Origin of the sequence: Pseudomonas sp. fls2-241-TYG-175 (genome assembly GCF_030209155.1) — a bacterium.
GTDB classification, from domain to species: domain Bacteria; phylum Pseudomonadota; class Gammaproteobacteria; order Pseudomonadales; family Pseudomonadaceae; genus Aquipseudomonas; species Aquipseudomonas viridiflava.
This window is the reverse complement of record NZ_JARVSO010000016.1, coordinates 139,546-159,003: the sequence shown is the minus strand read 5'-3', so window position 1 is coordinate 159,003 and position 19,458 is coordinate 139,546. Positions and strand designations below refer to the sequence as shown.

Below are 19,458 nucleotides of genomic sequence, written 5' to 3'. Positions count from 1 at the left end.
CTCTGTGGGGCAATATCTGAAAAACGGGCGCGGTTCTACCGACAGGCCCTGCATCCAGTTAAAGACGAATGAGAATACGAAAGATGTAGTTTTTTCTCGCGCTTAAATGAAAGGAAATGTTTCAGAGCAGGTTTTGGGGAGGGTGAATGTCGTGTGCCGGCTAATTTTCCGCCCGCCGGTTACGTTCAATCTGGACATTGGCGTTGCGTCCGGCCGCAGGGGATCAGGCGCTTTTGCCATCAAGGGAGAGTCATCATGAGTCATGCGTTGAGTTTGGATATCCGGCCATTGCTGGCGGGGGCGGGCACATTGCCAATGCTGGTACAGGCGCCCGAGCCAGGTCTGGACTTGATGGAAGCACTGGGCGAATTCAAGCCGCTGGTCGCAGAACACCTTTATCGCGCCGGGGGCATTCTGTTTCGCGGCTTCGACGTGGGCGGCCCTGAAGCGTTTCGCGAGTTTGCTGCTGGCTTCGGCGATCCGCTGCTCAATTACGAATTCGGTTCCACGCCGCGCAGCAACGTGACCAAAGGTGTGTACACCTCCACCGAATACCCGGCGCACCAGAGCATTCCGCTGCACAACGAGCAGGCCTACACCCTGGAATGGCCGATGAAGATCTGGTTCTACAGCATGATTGCCGCGCAGACCGGCGGCGAAACGCCGATTGCCGACAGCCGGGAGATCTACCGCCGCATTCCGGCGCGCATCCGTGACCGTTTCATCGAAAAGAAACTGATGTACGTGCGCAATTACGGCAATGGGCTGGACGTGGAATGGAGTCAGGTGTTCAACACCGAAGATGAAAGCGTGGTCGAAGCCTACTGCCGCGCCCACGCCATCGAATGCGAGTGGAAGGACGACGGCGAACTACGCACCCGGCAGATTTGTCAGGCGGTGTCGCGCCATCCGGTCACTCAGGACACGGTCTGGTTCAATCAGGCGCACCTGTTTCACATCTCCAACCTGCAGCCGGAAGTGCGCGAAACCCTGCTGGACGTCGTGGACGAGGAAGACCTGCCGCGCAATGTGTACTACGGCGACGGCTCGGCCATCGAAGAGACCCTGCTGGACGAGATTCGCGGCGTGCTGGACGACTGCACGGTGAGTTTCCCGTGGCTGGAAAACGACGTGCTGATGCTCGACAACATGCTCACCGCCCACTCCCGTGCCCCGTTCACCGGCAAGCGCAAAGTGGTGGTGGCCATGGCGCAGGGGCATTCGGACAAATAAGCGCCGGGTTCCTCGTCTACTGCGCAGAGATGACTTCAAGCGAGCGCTCGGTCTGCGCCATGTGTGACGCAGAGCGTCACGGGACGCATGCCCACGCGGAGCGATGGGCACGATCAGTGTACGTTACTGATCGTTCCTCACGCTCCGCGTGGGAATGCCGCTCAGGACGCTCCGCGTCCGATCTGCAAGACGCACCGGAGCATCCTGACAATACCCTCAAAACCTTTCTAAATATTTCCCCGCCAATTCGTTCTTGTTGAGACGGCCGCGTCACACGGTCAGCCCCATTCAGCAAGGACATGCCCCCATGAACCCCGAACACGCCCAGAAACTCGCTCGCCGTTTTGTCGAGTTGCCCTTGGAAAAACGTCGCTTGTTTCTCGACGGCATGCGTCGTGAAGACATGGATTTTTCGTTGTTTCCGATCCCTTCGTGCGAGGGGCTGGCGGAGCGGGACGGGCTGTCTTATGCGCAGCAGCGCATGTGGTTTCTCTGGCAACTGGACCCGACCAGCGCGGCCTACAACCTGCCGATGTCGGTGTGCCTGAACGGCGCGCTGGAGCTGCCGCGGCTGGAGCAGGCCTTCAGCGTGCTGGTCGAGCGCCACGAGAGCCTGCGCACGACCTTTGGTCAGGAAGGCGACCGGGTGTTTCAGCGCGTCGCGCCGGCGGCTCCCGTCCGTATCGAATTGACTGACCTGAGTGCAATGCCTGTCGATCAGCGCTGGGCTGCAGCGCGTCAGGCCATGGCCGAGCAGGCGGTGCAGGCGTTCGATCTGCAACACGGGCCGCTGTTCACCGTGCGCGTCTTGCGCCTGGCCGGGCAGGAGCATGTGCTGCTGCTCAACCTGCACCACATGATCACCGACGGCTGGTCGATGAACGTACTGATCGACGAATGGCTGCGAGGCTACGACGCGCTGGTCGCCGGTCAGCCGCTTCCGTTCCAGCCGCTGGTCGTGCAGTACCGCGATTACGCCGTGTGGCAACGCAGCTGGCTGGAAGCGGGTGAGCAGGCACGGCAGCTGGATTACTGGCGCGCGCATCTGGGCGATGAACATCCGGTGCTGGAGCTGCCGACCGACCGTCCATACCCGGCCTTGCCCAGCCACGAAGGCGCACGCCTCGAGCTGGCGCTGGAACCCGAATTGTTACGCAACCTGAAAACCCTGGCCCAGCGTCAGGGCGTGACGCTGTTCGTGGTCCTGCTCGCGACCTTCAAGAGCCTGCTGCACCGTTACAGCGGGCAGACCGATATCCGGGTCGGCGGGCTGATTGCCAACCGCACCCGCAGCGAAACCGAAGGGCTGGTCGGCTGCTTCATCAACACCCAGGTACTGCGCAGCGAAGTCACGGCACAGACGCGCTTTGTCGATCTGCTGCAAACCGTGGCCAACGCCTCGACCGGCGCACAGTCGCATCAGGAATTACCCTTCGACGCGGTCATCGACGCGCTCCAGCCCGAGCGCAGTCAAAGCCACAATCCGCTGTTCCAGGTGATGTTCAATCACCAGCCGGTGGTCGCCGATCTCCTCGACAAGCAACTGGCCTGCGGTCTGCGGGTGGCCAACCTGCCTGCCGAGCAACAGGCGCTCGCCCAGCGCTCCCATGCCGCAGCCAGCGACCTGATGCTGGCCACCAGCGGCGAAGGCGAGCAGTTGAACGCCGCGTTCACTTACGCCATCGATATTTTCGACGAGGCAACCATCGCCCGGCTGGCCGCGCACTGGCGCAACCTGCTGGCGTCGGTCTGCGCCGATCCGCTGCAAACCGTGTCACAACTGTCGATGCTGGCGGCGCAAGAGCGCACGCAGTTACTGGACGTCGATAATCTCATCAAAGCCGATAGCAGCACGCCTGCGCACCAACTGTTCGAAGCGCAGGTCAGACGCACCCCGGATGCCGTAGCGCTGATCCTTGCTCAGGACAGCGACTCGCCGGGCATGACCTACGCCGAACTGAACGCACGCGGCAATCGACTGGCCCGACGCTTGCGCGAACGCGGCGTAGGGCCCGACGTGCTGGTCGGTGTGGCGCTGGGGCGTTCGCTGGATATGCCCGTCGCGCTGTTGGCCGTGCTCAAGGCGGGGGGCGCTTGCGTGCCGCTGGACCTGTCGGCGCCAAGCGAGCGTCTGCGGCATGTCATGGACGACAGTGGCCTCAAGCTGCTGCTGACCCACAGTGACCGTCTCGCCGCTTTGCCGATGTCTGAGGGGCTCGATTACCTGTGCGTCGATGAGGTCGACAACATGACGACCGACATAAGCGATCTGCATGTCCCTGTTGATCCGGCCAGCCTCGCGTATGTGATCTACACCTCCGGCTCCACAGGGCGGCCCAAGGGCGTGGCGATCAGTCATGGAGCGCTCGCCGAATTTGTGACCCTGGGTGCCGATTACAGCGACTTGCGCGAAGGCGACCGGGTGCTGCAATTCGCGACCCACAGCTTCGACGGCTTCGTCGAACAGTTCTACCCGCCGTTATGCCGAGGCGCCGCCGTGGTGCTGCGTGACGAACGTGTGTGGCACAGCGCGACCTTCCATCAGGCAGTCGTCGAGCATGGTGTGACGCTGGCCGACTTGCCCGCTGCCTACTGGCTCACGCTGGTTCAGGACTTCGCCGCCAGTCCGCCTGCGCATTACGGCGCGCTGCGGCAGATTCATGTGGGCGGCGAGGCCATGGCAATCGAGGGATTGCGTCTGTGGCGCGACGCGGGTCTGGGTCATGTTCGCCTGCTCAACACCTACGGCCCGACCGAGGCCACTGTGGTGTCGAGCATTCACGATTGCAGCGCGTTGACGCCGGAAGCGGTGTCCTGGCGTGGCGTGCCGATTGGTCATGCACTGGCTGGTCGCCGTCTGTCTGTGCTCGACGACGATCTGAATCTGCTGCCGCAAGGCGCGGTGGGCGAGTTGTACATCGGCGGGCCGGGGTTGGCGCGGGGTTATCACGGCCAACCGGGTCTGAGTGCCGAGCGTTTCGTCGCTGATCCGTTCGTGGCGGGGGAGCGCCTGTATCGCACTGGCGACCGCGCCCGGCAGCGTCTCGATGGCGCCATCGAATACATCGGTCGAGTCGACCATCAGGTGAAGATTCGTGGCTTCCGCATTGAGCTGGGAGAGATCGAGTCGCGCCTGCAACAGTGTCATGACGTGCGCGAAGCCGTGGTGCTGGCCGTCCCTCTGGCGGGCAGCACGCAACTGGTGGCGTACATCGTGCCGCAAGCCGCGACCGCCAGCGAAGCCGAGCAACTGACGATGCGCCAGCGCATCAAGGCCGAGTTGCAGACCAGCCTGCCGGATTACATGGTGCCGACCCACCTGCTGCTGTTGCCGACCCTGCCGCTGACGCCCAGCGGCAAACTGGATCGCAAGGCCTTGCCCGCGCCGGACGTCAGCCAGTTGCAGGCCCGATATCGCGCGCCGGTCAGCGAGGTGGAAGTCTGCCTCGCCGCCATCTGGCAGGAAGTCCTGCATGCGCCGAGGGTCGGGCTCGACGATCACTTCTTCGAACTGGGCGGCCATTCGCTGCTGGCCGCGCAAGTCATTGCCCGTATCAAGACGCAGCTGGGCGTAAGCCTGCCGCTGCGCGTGCTGTTCGAAAAACCGGTGCTGGGCGATTTGTCTGCCGAGGTCGCGCTGCTGACCGCCAATACCCCTGACAACGACTGGAGCGACATGGACCAGTTCATGGATTCGCTGGAGGAATTTGAAGCATGACCGGGACCACTGCTGCACGTATCGCGAAGCGCTTTGTCGGCCTGTCGCTGGAGCAACGCCGACAGTTTCTCTCCCGGCTGCGTCAGGACGGCAAGGACTTCAGTCTGCTGCCGGTGCCGGTCAGTCGCCACGATTTCACTGCGATCCCGCTGTCCTTCGCTCAGCAACGCCTGCTGTTCCTCTGGCAGCTCGATCCGTCGAGCGATGCCTACAAGATGACCACCGGCCTGCGTCTGCATGGCACGCTGAACGAGACGGCGCTGACCCGCGCATTCGACCATCTGATCGAGCGTCACGAAGTGCTGCGCACGGTGTTCCAGACCGACGGCGACCAGCCGCTGCAAGTGGTGCTGAATGACCAGCACGTGGCGCTTGAACGCATCGATCTGTCTGCGCTGGACAACGAACAGCGCGACGCCGAACTGGCCCTGCAGGTCGCGACGGTCACTGCGCAGCCTTTCGATCTGCGCTTCGGTCCGCTGCTGCGTGCCCATCTGTTCCGTCTGGCCAGTGACGAGCATGTGCTGGTGGTGTGCATGCACCACATCGTCTCCGACGGCTGGTCGATGGACGTGATGATTCAGGAGTTCGTCCACGCTTATCAGGCGTACAGCCAAGGCCGCGAGCCGAGCCTGGCGGAGTTGCCGCTGCAATACGCCGATTACGCGATCTGGCAGCGCAGCTGGCTGGAGGCGGGCGAGGGCGAGCGGCAACTGGCTTACTGGCGCGATCAATTGGGCGACGAACAACCGCTGCTCGACGCCGCACAGGACTTCCCGCGGCCGGTTGCGCAGAGCTATCAGGGCGAACACCTGCGCTTTGATTTCGGTGCCGACCTCTCGCGTCAGCTCAATGCCTTTGCCCGCACTCACGGCATGAGCCTGTTCATGCTGGTGCTGGCCGGTTTCTCGCTGTTCCTGTCGCGCAAGGCCGGGCAACGCGACATCCGCATCGGTGTGCCCAACGCCAATCGGGGCAGGGCCGAGACGGAAGGGCTGATCGGCTTCTTCATCAACACCCAGGTGCTGCGCTGCCAAGTGGACGAACGCTTTAGCTACCTCGATCTGCTGGCTCAGATCCGCGACACCTCATTCGGCGCACAGGCCCATCAGGACGTACCGTTCGAACAACTGGTCGACCATCTCGCACCCGAGCGCAATCTGGGCCACAACCCGCTGTTCCAGGCCAAGTTCAACCAGAACGTGGTGCTCAAACAGAAGACCGCGCTCAGGCTGCCGGGTCTGCAAGTCAGCGAGTATCCGTTCGATAAACAGGGCGCGCACTTCGACCTGGCGCTGGACATCACCGACGACGGCACGCTGATTCACGGCGACCTGGCCTTTGCCAGCGACCTGTATCGCCGCTCGACCGTCGAGCGTTTCGTGCCCGAGTTGCTGGCACTGTTCCAGACCCTGTTGGCTGCGCCCGACGCGCCGCTGTTCAGTCTCGGCGCGTTGGCCGTCGAGCAGGCACCACGTCCGCTTGAGCCCGCACTTTCGGTATTGCAACAGTGGGATCGTCAGGTCGGACGGCAGCCGCATGCGCTTGCGGCCCGTTATCTGGACTGCACATTGAGCACACAGGAACTGGATCAGGCCGCCAATCAACTGGCCCGCCATCTGATTCGGCTGGGCGTACAGCAAGGCCAGCCGGTCGCCGTGCTGATGGAGCGCTCGCTGGAGTGGCTGATGTCAGTGCTGGCGATCTTCAAGGCTGGTGGCGCGTACATGCCGCTGGACGTGAAAGCGCCAGATGCGCGCCTGCAGCAGATGCTGGTCAACGCGAAGGCCAGCGTGGTGCTGTGTGCCGAAGGCGATGCACGGGCTGAGTCGCTGAAAGTCGAGGGTTGTCAGGGCGTCAGTTGGACGCCTGCGGTGTGGCAGGATTTGCCAGCCACTACCTTCGACTCGACGCTTGCCGCCGAGTCGCCTGCCTACGTCATCCACACCTCCGGTTCCACCGGCCAGCCCAAGGGCGTACTGGTCAGCCACGGCGCGCTGGCCAGTTACGTGCGGGGTCTGCTGGACAGGCTGCAACTGGCTCCCGAGGCGAGCATGGCGCTGATCTCGACCATCGCCGCCGACCTGGGCCACACCGTATTGTTCGGTGCCTTGTGTTCCGGTCGCACCCTGCACGTGCTGCCTGAAGCGCTGGGCTTCGACCCGGACGGTTTTGCCCGTTACATGGCCGAACATCAGGTCGGCGTGCTGAAGATCGTGCCCGGCCATCTGGCGGCACTGATGCAGGCCAGCCAGCCCGCCGACGTGCTGCCCCAGCATGCGTTGATCGTTGGCGGCGAAGCCTGTTCGCCGACGCTGGTCGAGCAGATTCGCCAGCTCAAGCCAGAGTGCCGGGTGATCAACCATTACGGCCCGAGCGAGACCACGGTCGGGGTGCTGACTCACGAAGTGCTCGTCTTCGACCCGATGCGTCCTGTCCCCGTGGGTAAACCTTTGCCGGGTGCGCAGGCATATGTGCTGGATGACGTGCTCAACCTGAGCGACACGCAGGTGGCGGGCGAGCTGTACATCGGTGGTGACAGCGTGGCGCTGGGTTATCTCGGACAACCCGGGCTGACCGCCGAACGCTTCGTGCCGGATCCGTTCGCGCAGGATGGCGCTCGGGTCTACCGCAGCGGCGACCGCATGCGCCGCAACCATGAGGGACTGCTGGAGTTCATCGGTCGCGCCGACGATCAGGTCAAGGTGCGCGGCTATCGGGTCGAGCCTGCCGAAGTGGCGCGGGTGCTGCTGGCGCTTGAAACGGTGAGCGAGGCCTGCGTGCTGCCGCTGCCGATGGAAGGTGACGAGTCGCGCCTGCAACTGGTGGCGTATTGCGTAGCGTCTGCCAGCGCTGAAATCCTGCGCGAACAACTGGCGACAAGGTTGCCGGACTACATGGTGCCCGCGCAGATTGTGCTGCTCGACCGCCTGCCGCTGACCGCCAACGGCAAGCTCGACAAGCGTGCCTTGCCCAAGCCGGGCGTGGTACAGCAGCGCTACACCGCGCCGGTCGGCGAGGTCGAGGAAAAGCTCGCCGCAGTCTGGGCCGATGTCTTGAAGCTGGAGCAGGTCGGCAGCACCGATAACTTCTTCGAACTGGGCGGCGATTCGATTCTCAGCCTGCAGATCATCGCCCGCGCCAAGCGGCAGGGCATCAAGCTCAGCCCCAAGCAGTTGTTCGAAAAACAGACCATTGCCCAATTGGCGTCGGTCGCCAGGCTGATTCAGAAAAAGCCGGTGGCGACGGTGGAGCAGAGCAGCGGTACGCTACCCTTGCTGCCGATTCAGGCGCGCTTTTTCGAACTGGAGATCGCCGAGCGACATCACTGGAATCAGGCCGTGATGCTCAAACCGCAAACGGTACTCGACGCGACATTGCTGCAAGGCGCGCTGACTGCGCTGATCGAGCAGCACGACGCCTTGCGCCTCGGCTTCGTTCAGCAGGACGGCCAGTGGCTCGCGAGCTTTAATGCGCACGACTCGCGCAATCTGCTGTGGATTCATGAACTGGATAATCGCGAGCACCTGACCGAGCTGGCCGACAAGGCCCAGCGCAGTCTGAATCTGCACACCGGCCCACTGCTGCGCGCCGTGCTGGTGAACTTGCCGCAAGGCGAGCAACGCCTGCTGTTGGTCATTCATCACCTTGCTGTGGATGGCGTGTCATGGCGTGTGCTGCTGGAAGACCTGCAACAGGGTTATCAGGCGTTGGCTTCTGGTCAGCCACTGACATTGCCCGCGAAAACCAGCGCGTTGCAGCGCTGGGCCGAACAGTTGCAGCGCTATGCACTGAGCGACGCGCTCTCAACCGAGCGTGATTACTGGCTGCAGGCCCTGCAGGGCGCCGATCGACCGCTGCCACGCGACAATCCGCAAGGCACGCAGCGCAACCGCGATGCGGCCCACGCATCGTCCTGGCTGAGCAGGGAACTGACGCATCAGTTGCTGAAAGTCGCGCCTGCTGCCTATCGCACTCAGGTCAACGACCTGCTGCTGACCGCGCTGGCGCAGGTGCTTTGCGAGTGGAGCCGGCAGCCGTCGGTGCTGATCCAGCTGGAAGGTCATGGCCGTGAGGACCTGTTCGACGACATGGACCTCAGCCGCACAGTCGGCTGGTTCAGCAGCCTGTTTCCGGTCCGGCTGACGCCCCGGCCCGCGCCGGGTGCGAGCCTGTGCGGCATCAAGGAACAGCTGCGAGCCGTGCCGAACAAGGGCGTCGGTTATGGCGTGCTGCGTTATCTGGGCGAACCATCGTTCGCCCGTCAACTGGCTGAACTGCCCGAAGCGCAGGTCACGTTCAACTACCTGGGCCAGTTCGATGGCAGCTTCGACAGCAAGGACGCCTTATGGCTGCCGAGTTCAGACAGCACGGGTGTCGCGCTCAACGAGGACGGCCCGCTGGCCAACAGTCTGAGCCTCAACGGCCAGGTGTTCGACGGCCAGTTGCAGATGAACTGGACCTTCAGCCGCGAGCAATACCAGCCCTCGACCATCGACGCGCTGGCGCGTCGTTACGAGCAGGCCCTGACCACCCTGATCGAACATTGTCTGGCCGGGCATCAGGGCGTCACGCCGTCGGACTTCCCGCTGGCCCGCGTGAGTCAGGCGCAGCTTGATCGTCTGCCGATGCCTGCCAGCAACGTTCAGGACGTCTACCCGCTGGCTCCGATGCAGCAGGGCATGCTGTTTCACAGCCTGTTCGAACAGGACGCGGGTCATTACATCAATCAGCTTCGCGTGTCCGTAAGCGGGCTGGATGTGCCGCGTTTCAAGGCGGCCTGGCAGTCTGCCGTGGACGGCCATGACGTGCTGCGCAGCAGTTTTGTCAGCCATGCAGAGCAGTCGCTGCAAGTGGTGCAGCGTCAGGCCGATGTGCCATTTGTGGTGCTGGATGCGCGTGGCAAGCCGGATCATTGGCTGGACGACTGGGCCAACGATGACCGTCAGCGGGGCTTCGATCTGGCCAAGGGGCCACTGCTGCGTCTGGCACTGCTACAGACCGGCGAAGACAATTATCAACTGATCTACACCAGCCATCACATCCTCATGGACGGCTGGAGCAGCTCGCGCCTGCTGGGCGAAGTGTTGCAACGCTACAGTGGCCAGACACTTCCGAAACAGGCCGGGCGATATCGCGACTACATCCAGTGGCTGAGCGCTCAGGACGCTGATCTCAGCCAGCGTTTCTGGACGCAGCAACTGGCCGAACTCGACGAGCCGACCCGGCTGGTGCAGACGCTCAAGTCGTCGCCGAGCGGGCAGGGGCATGCCGATTACGTGCAACTGATCGATGTCGACGGCACCCGACGCCTGACCGAGTTTGCCCGTGAGCAACGCGTGACCCTCAACACGCTGGTGCAGTCGGCGTGGCTGCTGGTGCTGCACCGCTACACCGGTCAGTCGAGCGTGACCTTCGGCGCCACCGTGGCCGGACGTCCGTCGGATCTGCCGGGCGTCGAGGAACAGCTCGGTCTGTTCATCAATACCCTGCCCGTCATTGCCAGCCCGCGCCCTGAGCAGACCGTTGCCGACTGGGTGCAGCAGGTGCAGGCGAAAAACCTCGCGCTGCGCGAACATGAACACACGCCGCTGTACGACATCCAGCGCTGGGCGCGGACCGGCGGCGAAGCGTTGTTCGACAACATTCTGGTGTTCGAAAACTACCCGATGTCCGAGGCGCTGCAACGTGCGCCGGACGGTCTGACGTTCAGCGAGCTGCGCAATCAGGAGCAGGCGCATTATCCGCTGACACTGGTGGTCGAGGCCGCCGACGTGTTGTCGGTGCGCTTCAGTTACGACCGACAGCACTTCAGTGCCGAAGCGGTCGCGCAACTGGCTGCGCACTTCGATCATTTGCTGCAAAGCATGAGTGCCGAAGCATCCGCCTGCCTCGGTGAACTGCCGCTGCCGGTCGGCTGGACGCAGGCTGTACAGGCCTGGCCGACCACGCAGTGCGCTCATCAGCGTTTCGAGGCGCAGACTGCAGAAACACCTCAGGCCATCGCCTTGAGTCTGGGTAGCGAGCAATTGAGCTACGACGAGCTCAACCGACGTGCCAACCAGCTTGCCCACAAATTGCGCGAGCAAGGCGTCGGCCCTGACGTGCGCGTGGGGTTGGCGGCCGAGCGCAGTCTGGACATGATCGTCGGCCTGCTGGCAATCCTCAAAGCCGGTGGCGCTTACGTGCCGCTGGACCCGGATTACCCGCAGGACCGGCTGAGTTTCCTGATGCAGGACAGCGGTATTGAGCTGCTGCTGACTCAAGGTCATCTGATGAATGGCTTACCGGTTCCGGCGAACGTGCAGTGCCTGCTGATCGAGACCTCGTTGGATGGCTACAGCGCCGAGAACCTGATCAACCACACGACGCCGGACAATCTGGCGTACGTCATCTACACCTCAGGCTCGACCGGCAAGCCCAAAGGCACGTTGCTCGCACACCACAACCTGATGCGCCTGTTCGCCGCCACCGATGAGTGGTTCGCCTTCAACGAACGTGACGTTTGGACGCTGTTCCATTCCTTTGCCTTCGACTTTTCGGTCTGGGAAATCTTCGGCGCGCTGCTGCATGGCGGCCGACTGGTGATCGTGCCGCGTGAAACCAGCCGCTCTCCGGAAGACTTCCACGCCTTGCTGGTCGAGCAGCAGGTCACTGTGCTGAACCAGACGCCGTCGGCGTTCAAGCAGTTGATGCACGTGGCCTGCGAGAGCGCAAAACCGCTGGCACTGCGTTCGGTGATCTTCGGTGGCGAAGCATTGGACGTGACCAGTCTGACGCCGTGGTTTGAACGCTTTGGCGATCAGGCACCACAACTGATCAACATGTACGGAATCACCGAAACCACGGTTCACGTCACCTATCGGCCGATCACCCAGGCCGACACACACAACCCTGCGAGTCCCATCGGCGAGGCCATTCCTGACCTGTCGTGGTACGTACTGGATGCCGATTTCAATCCGGTCGCCCAAGGCTGCAGCGGCGAGCTGCACATCGGTCATGCGGGGCTGGCGCGGGGGTATCACAACCGCGCCGCGCTGACCGCCGAACGCTTCGTGCCTGATCCGTTTTCTGCTGGCGGCGGACGCCTGTACCGCACCGGCGATCTGGCGCGTTATCGCGCGACCGGAATCATTGAATACGCCGGGCGTATCGACCATCAGGTCAAGATCCGTGGCCACCGCATAGAGTTGGGCGAGATCGAAGCGCGCTTGCAGGCTCAGGCCCAGGTGCGCGAAGTGATCGTGCTCGCACTGGACGGGCAACTGGTGGCGTATCTGGTGCCGGGCGACCCTGCGCAGGACCCGCAAACACTGCGGGAAACCCTCAAGGCCGAGCTGAAAACCCATCTGCCGGACTACATGGTGCCGACCCATTTCGTGCTGCTGGACGCCATGCCGCTGACCGCCAACGGCAAGCTGGACCGCAAGGCACTGCCTGCTCCGGATGCCACTCAATTGCAGACGCAGTACCTCGCGCCTGAAGGCGAGCTGGAACAGCAATTGGCTGCGATCTGGGCCGACGTGCTGAAGGTCGATCAGGTCGGTCGTACCGACAATTTCTTCGAGCTGGGCGGGCATTCGCTGGTGGCGGTGCAAATGCTGGTCCGCGTGCGTGAGCAATTGCAGCACGAGGTCAGCCTCAAGGACCTGTTCGAACGGCCCGTACTCGCCGACTTCTGCGCCACGATTCAGCAGAAAAACGGTGAAAGTGACCACGCACAGGACGAATTGACTAAATCACTGGAGGCTCTCAAACGTTTATCAGCGGAGGAAATTGATAATTTGCTGGCGTGATGGTTTTGCGGGGTGGAGGGGCATTTTTATTTCCTGACACAGCGCTGTCGCGCAGCACACTTCGTGGGAGCGGACTTGTCCGCGAAAAGGCCGGTAAGTTCGACGAATATTCAGCGACTGAAGCGCGGTATTCGCGGACAAGTCCGCTCCCACGGATTATCTATCTGCGGTGAGCTGTGTCAGGACACAGCGCCAGTTCCCTCAGGAATGCTTCAGTTCAGTTGTTCAGGAGAGACACCCGTGCACCAGTTGCTTGACTCCGTTAAATCGCTGTCCCCCCGTGAACGCAAGGCGCTGGCGGTCCTGCTCAAGCGTCAGGGGGTGAATCTTTACGGGGTCACGCCGATCTTCCCGAGGGAGACGCTGGAACCGGCAGCGCTGTCCTTCGCCCAGCAACGGCAATGGATTCTCTGGCAATTGGAGCCGCACAGCGCGGCCTACAACATTCCGCTGGCCTTGCGGCTGCATGGCCCGCTGAACATCGAAGCGCTGCGTCGCAGTATCGAAGCGCTGATCGAGCGTCACGAAACCCTGCGCACGACCTTCGAGCAACAGGGGGACGAAGCGCTTCAGGTTGTGCATCCGGCGTCGGCCTTTTTACTGAACGTTGATCGGCTTGCCGATGGCCAATCGGTTCAGGACTACGTCGATCACGAAGTGCAGCAGCCGTTCGATCTGCAACACGGACCGCTGCTGCGCGTCAGGCTGCTGCAGGTCGCCGATGAAGAACACGTGCTGGTGCTGACCCAGCACCACATCGTCTCCGACGGCTGGTCGATGCCGATCATGGTCGAGGAACTGCTGCAGGGTTATCAGGCCATCAGCCTGGGGCGAGCGATCGAGCGTGAGCCGCTGCCCATCCAGTACGCTGACTACGCCATCTGGCAACGCAACTGGCTGGAGATGGGTGAACAGGCACGGCAGCTGGAATACTGGAAAAATCAGCTCGGTGATCAGTCTCCCGTGCTGGAATTGCCCACCGACCGTCCACGTCCGGCCATGCGCAATCCTCATGGCGCACGCTTGAATGTCGAACTGGACGCCGCGCTGCTGAATCGCCTCAAGGCCCTTGCCCGTGAGCAGGGCATCACCCTGTTCATGTTGTTGCTGGCCTCGTTCCAGACCCTGCTGCATCGCTACAGCGGGCAGGACGATGTACGTGTCGGCGTGCCGATTGCCAACCGCAACCGCAGCGAAACCGAAGGGCTGATCGGTTTCTTCGTCAACACTCAGGTGCTCAAGGCCGAGTTTTCGGCGCAGACCACCGTGGCCCAACTGCTGCAACAGATCAAACAGACTGCCGTGCAGGCTCAGGCCCATCAGGACCTGCCGTTCGAGCAACTGGTCGAAGCCCTGCAGCCGGAACGCGACCCGAGTCGCAGCCCGCTGTTTCAGGTCGCCTACAACCACCAGACCGAGTCCCGCAACGAAGCCCGCGAACTGGCGGGTCTGCGTCTCGAGTATCAGCTGTCCGACAAACACACCGCCCAGTTCGACCTGACGCTGGACACCTGCGAGCGTCTGGACGGGCTTGGCGCATCACTGATCTACGCCACCAACCTGTTCGATGCGTCCACCATCGAGCGCATGGCGGGCCACTGGCGCAACCTGTTGCAAGCCATGACGAACGATGTGCAGCAGCGCATTGCCGACCTGCCGTTGCTGAGCACCGATGAGCGTGAGGCGACCTTGCAGGGCTGGAATGCCGGTCTGAAGGCTTATCCGACCAAGCAGTGCGCGCATCAGCGCTTTGAAACTCAGGTGTTGAAAACACCGCAGGCCATTGCCCTGAGTCTTGGCAGTGAGCAATTGAGCTACGACCAGCTCAATCAACGGGCCAATCAGTTGGCCCACAAACTGCGCGAGCAGGGTGTCGGCCCTGACGTGCGCGTAGGGTTGGCGGCCGAGCGCAGTCTGGACATGATCGTCGGCCTGCTGGCAATCCTCAAAGCCGGTGGCGCTTACGTGCCGCTGGACCCGGATTACCCGCAGGACCGGCTGAGTTTCCTGATGCAGGACAGCGGCATCCAGCTGCTGGTGACTCAAAATCATCTGATGAATGGCTTACCGGTCCCGGCGAACGTGCAGTGCCTGTTCATCGAAGCCGCGCTGGACGATTACAGCGCTGAAAACCTGATCAACCATACGACACCGGACAATCTGGCCTACGTCATCTACACCTCAGGCTCGACTGGAAAACCCAAGGGCACGTTGCTCGCGCACCACAACCTGATGCGTCTGTTCGCCGCCACGGACGACTGGTTTGCGTTCAACGAACGTGACGTTTGGACGCTGTTCCATTCCTTTGCCTTCGACTTCTCGGTCTGGGAAATCTTCGGCGCGCTGCTGCATGGCGGCCGACTGGTGATCGTGCCGCGTGAAACCAGCCGCTCGCCGGAAGACTTCCACGCCTTGCTGGTCGAGCAGCAGGTCACTGTGCTGAACCAGACGCCGTCGGCGTTCAAGCAGTTGATGCACGTCGCCTGCGAGAGCGCGAAGCCTCTTGCGCTGCGCTCTGTAATCTTCGGTGGTGAAGCGCTGGACGTGACCAGCCTGACGCCGTGGTTCGAGCGCTTTGGCGATCAGACGCCGCAGTTGATCAACATGTACGGCATCACCGAAACCACGGTTCACGTCACCTATCGGCCGATCACTCAGGCCGACACACACAACCCTGCGAGTCCCATCGGCGAGGCCATTCCTGACCTGTCGTGGTACGTACTGGATGCCGACTTCAATCCGGTCGCCCAAGGTTGCAGCGGCGAACTGCACATCGGTCATGCGGGGCTGGCGCGGGGGTATCACAACCGCGCTGCGCTGACCGCTGAACGCTTTGTGCCCGATCCGTTTTCAACGAACGGCGGACGCCTGTACCGCACCGGCGACCTGGCGCGTTATCGCGCGACCGGAATCATTGAATACGCCGGGCGTATCGACCATCAGGTCAAGATCCGTGGCCATCGCATCGAGCTGGGCGAGATCGAAGCGCATCTGCAGGGCCAAGCCCAGGTGCGCGAAGTGATTGTGCTGGCGCTGGACGGGCAACTGGTGGCGTATCTGGTGCCGGACGACCCTGCGCAGGACCCGCACACCCTGCGTGAGGTCCTGAAGGGCGAACTGAGAGCTCATCTGCCGGACTACATGGTGCCGACCCATTTCGTGCTGCTGGACGCCATGCCGCTGACCGCCAACGGCAAGCTGGATCGCAAGGCACTGCCCGCTCCGGATGCCACCCAATTGCAGGCGCAGTACGTCGCGCCTGAAGGCGAGCTGGAACAGCAAATGGCCGCGATCTGGGCCGACGTACTGAAGGTTGAGCAGGTCGGTCGTACCGACAATTTCTTCGAGCTGGGCGGGCATTCGTTGTTGGCCACACAGGTCATTTCGCGCATTCGTCAGCACCTCAGTGTCGAGCTGTCCCTGCGTCATCTGTTCGAAGCGCGGGATCTGGCCGCGTTCGCGCAGTGTGCCGGTCAGGGGCAGACCGCCAGCGTGCCGTCGTTCGTCAAGGCCGACCGCAGCCAGCCGCTGGGTCTGTCTTACGCCCAGCAGCGTCAATGGTTTCTCTGGCAACTCGACCCGCAAGGCACGGCCTACAACATGCCTGCCGTACTGCGCCTGAGCGGCCCACTGGATATCGCAGCGCTGGAAAACAGTTTCAGCGCGCTGATCGCCCGTCATGAAACCCTGCGCACCACGTTTCGTCAGGATGGCGAGCAGGCGGTGCAGATCATCCATCCGGCCCGCACGTTCACGCTGACGGTCGAGCAGTTGCCGAGCGGGCAGGGTGTTGAAGTGGTCATGCAGCACGAAGTGCAGCGTCCGTTCGATCTGGAGCAAGGCCCGCTGCTGCGCGTCAAGCTGCTGAATCTGCGCAGCGATGAGCACCTACTGATCCTGACCCAGCACCACATCGTCTCCGATGGCTGGTCGATGCCGATCATGGTCAACGAACTGGTGCGTCTCTACGAAGGCTTCAGTCAGGGCCGCGACGCGCAACTGGCCGAGCTGAGCCTGCAATACGCCGATTACGCGCTCTGGCAACGCAACTGGATGGAGGCGGGCGAGCAGGCGCGACAGCTGGCGTACTGGAAACAGCAATTGGGTGACGAACAACCGATTCTGGAACTGCCCGCCGACCGGCCGCGTCCGGCGCTGCAAAGCCATGCCGGGGCGCGACTCGCCATCGAGCTGGATGAGGCGTTGATCGACGGTCTGAAAAAAGTGGCCCGTCAGCAGGGCGTGAGCCTGTTCATGGTGCTGCTGGCTTCGTTTCAGAGCCTGCTGCATCGCCACAGTGGTCAGCCCGATATTAGGGTCGGCGTGCCGATTGCCAACCGCACCCGGGCTGAAACCGAAGGCCTGATCGGCTTTTTCGTCAACACTCAGGTGCTGCGTGCCGGATTTGATCTGCACACGACTTTCAACGAGTTGCTGCAACAGGTCAAACAGACCGCGCTGCAGGCCCAGGCGCATCAGGAGCTGCCTTTCGAACAACTGGTCGAAGCCCTGCAACCCCATCGCAGTCTCAGTCACAGCCCGTTGTTCCAGGTCATGTTCAACCACCAGAACCAGGCCAGCGCCGAGGTGCGCGGTGTGGCGGGCCTACAGGTTGAAACCGTCGAGCTCGACAGCTACCCGGCGCAGTTTGACCTGACCCTGAACACCGCCGAACACGACGGTGGGCTCAGCGCGGGCATGACCTATGCCACTGCATTGTTCGATCGCCGCACCATCGATCGCATGGCCGGGCATTGGCGAACCCTGTTGCGGGCCATCTGCGCCAATCCCGGCCAGCGTATAGCCGAACTACCGATACTGAACGACGCCGAACGCCAGCAGATGCTGGACTGGAACGCCACGTCTGCGGCCTTCCCGAGCGAGCAGTGCATCCATACGCTGATCGAGACTCAGGTTCAAAAAACGCCGGATGCGCCAGCGCTGATCTTTGCCGAGCAGCAACTGAGTTACGCGCACCTCAACGCTCGCGCCAACCAGCTGGCTCATCGTTTGCGTGAATCGGGCGTCGGCCCGGACGTGCGAGTGGGCATCTGCGTCGAACGCAGCCTGGAACTGGTGATCGGCCTGCTGGCCATCGTCAAGGCAGGCGGTACCTACGTGCCGCTGGACCCGGATTATCCCGAAGACCGGCTGGCCTACATGATGCAGGACAGCGGTATCGGCCTTTTGCTGACCCAGACGCCGCTGCTGGCGCGTCTGCCGTTGCCTGCCGAAGTGCAGAGTCTGTGCCTGGATCAGAACGGCGACTGGCTGGACGGTTACAGCACCGCCAACCCGGTCAACCTGACGGATCCGCTCAATCTGGCGTACATGATTTACACCTCGGGATCGACCGGCAAACCCAAGGGCGCGGGCAACAGCCATCGTGCGCTGGTCAACCGCCTGCACTGGATGCAAAAGGCCTACGCGCTGGACGAAACCGACACGGTGCTGCAGAAAACCCCGTTCAGCTTCGACGTATCGGTCTGGGAATTCTTCTGGCCGCTGCTGACCGGAGCGCGTCTGGCCGTGGCGTTGCCGGGTGATCATCGCGACCCTGAGCGGCTGGTGCAGAGCATTCAGCAGCATCAGATCACGACCTTGCACTTCGTGCCGTCGATGCTGCAGGCCTTCCTCACTCATCCGCAGGTGGAAAGCTGCCAGAGCCTGAAACGCGTGGTGTGCAGCGGCGAAGCACTGCCTGCAGAACTGGCCGGGCAGGTGCTCAAACGCCTGCCACAAGTCGGCCTGTACAACCTCTATGGCCCGACCGAAGCGGCCATCGACGTCACGCACTGGACCTGTTCGCTGAACGACGTGCTGAGCGTGCCCATTGGTCGTCCCATCGACAACCTCAAGACCCATATCCTCGACGACGGCCTGCTGCCGGCCGCACCCGGCGTGGCGGCGGAGCTGTACCTGGGCGGCGTCGGGCTGGCGCGGGGTTATCACAACCGCGCCGCGCTGACGGCCGAACGCTTCGTGCCGGACCCGTTCGACGAGCAGGGCGGTGGTCGTCTGTATCGCACCGGGGATCTGGCGCGCTATCGCCAGGAAGGCGTGATCGAGTACGCCGGGCGTATCGACCATCAGGTGAAGATTCGCGGGTTGCGCATTGAACTGGGTGAAATCGAAGCCAGCCTTCTCGAACACCCTTCCGTTCAGGAAGCAGTAGTCATCGACATCGAAGGCCCGTCCGGCAAGCAGCTCGCCGCGTATGTGGTGACGAACGATCAGAACCCGGACGTTGAAGGTCTGCGGGACAGGCTCAGGGCGTTCCTCAAGGAAACATTGCCGGACCACATGGTGCCTCATCACGTTGTCTGGCTGGCCAGGATGCCGCTCACGGCCAATGGCAAGCTGGACCGCAAGGCCTTGCCGAAACCGCAGTCCGGCCAAGCGGCACGCCTTTACGTGGCACCGGCCACCGAACAGGAGCAACAACTGGCGGCGATCTGGGCCGAGGTGTTGAAGGTCGAGCGAGTTGGGCTGACCGACGACTTCTTCGAACTGGGCGGCCATTCGCTGCTGGCCACGCAACTGGTGTCCAGAATCCACTCGGGACTGGGCATCGACATCCCGTTGCGGCTGATCTTCGAGAAACCGCAACTGAACGAATTTATCCAGGCGTTCGCCCAGAGCGGCCTGTCGCTGACCGAGGACGGCTTGTCCGATATCGAGAAAATGATGAACGAAATGGCGGGTATCTGA

Annotated in this window: 4 protein-coding genes; all 4 read left to right on the top strand. The window is 62.6% G+C overall.

What is annotated here, in order from left to right:
* Positions 1–255: 255 nt before the first annotated feature.
* The 4 genes from QRN20_RS13560 to QRN20_RS13545 all read left to right on the top strand — a co-directional run bounded on the left by QRN20_RS13560 (position 256) and on the right by QRN20_RS13545 (position 19,458).
* Positions 256–1,233, top strand: a complete 978-nt coding sequence (locus QRN20_RS13560) for a TauD/TfdA family dioxygenase (RefSeq protein ID WP_029242846.1) — start codon at positions 256–258, stop codon at positions 1,231–1,233.
* Positions 1,234–1,540: 307 nt separating this feature from the next.
* Positions 1,541–4,951 carry a non-ribosomal peptide synthetase gene (locus tag QRN20_RS13555; protein ID WP_122605052.1) on the top strand — a complete coding sequence of 1,137 codons (3,411 nt, stop codon included), beginning with the start codon at positions 1,541–1,543 and terminating at the stop codon, positions 4,949–4,951.
* Entirely contained in the window at positions 4,948–12,747 is a 7,800-nt protein-coding gene (locus QRN20_RS13550; RefSeq protein WP_285360564.1) for a non-ribosomal peptide synthetase, read from the top strand. Before QRN20_RS13555 ends, QRN20_RS13550 begins: the two co-directional genes overlap by 4 nt.
* Before the next feature lie 240 nt (positions 12,748–12,987).
* On the top strand, positions 12,988–19,458 hold the full coding sequence (locus tag QRN20_RS13545) for a non-ribosomal peptide synthetase (RefSeq protein WP_285360563.1): 6,471 nt from the start codon (positions 12,988–12,990) through the stop codon (positions 19,456–19,458).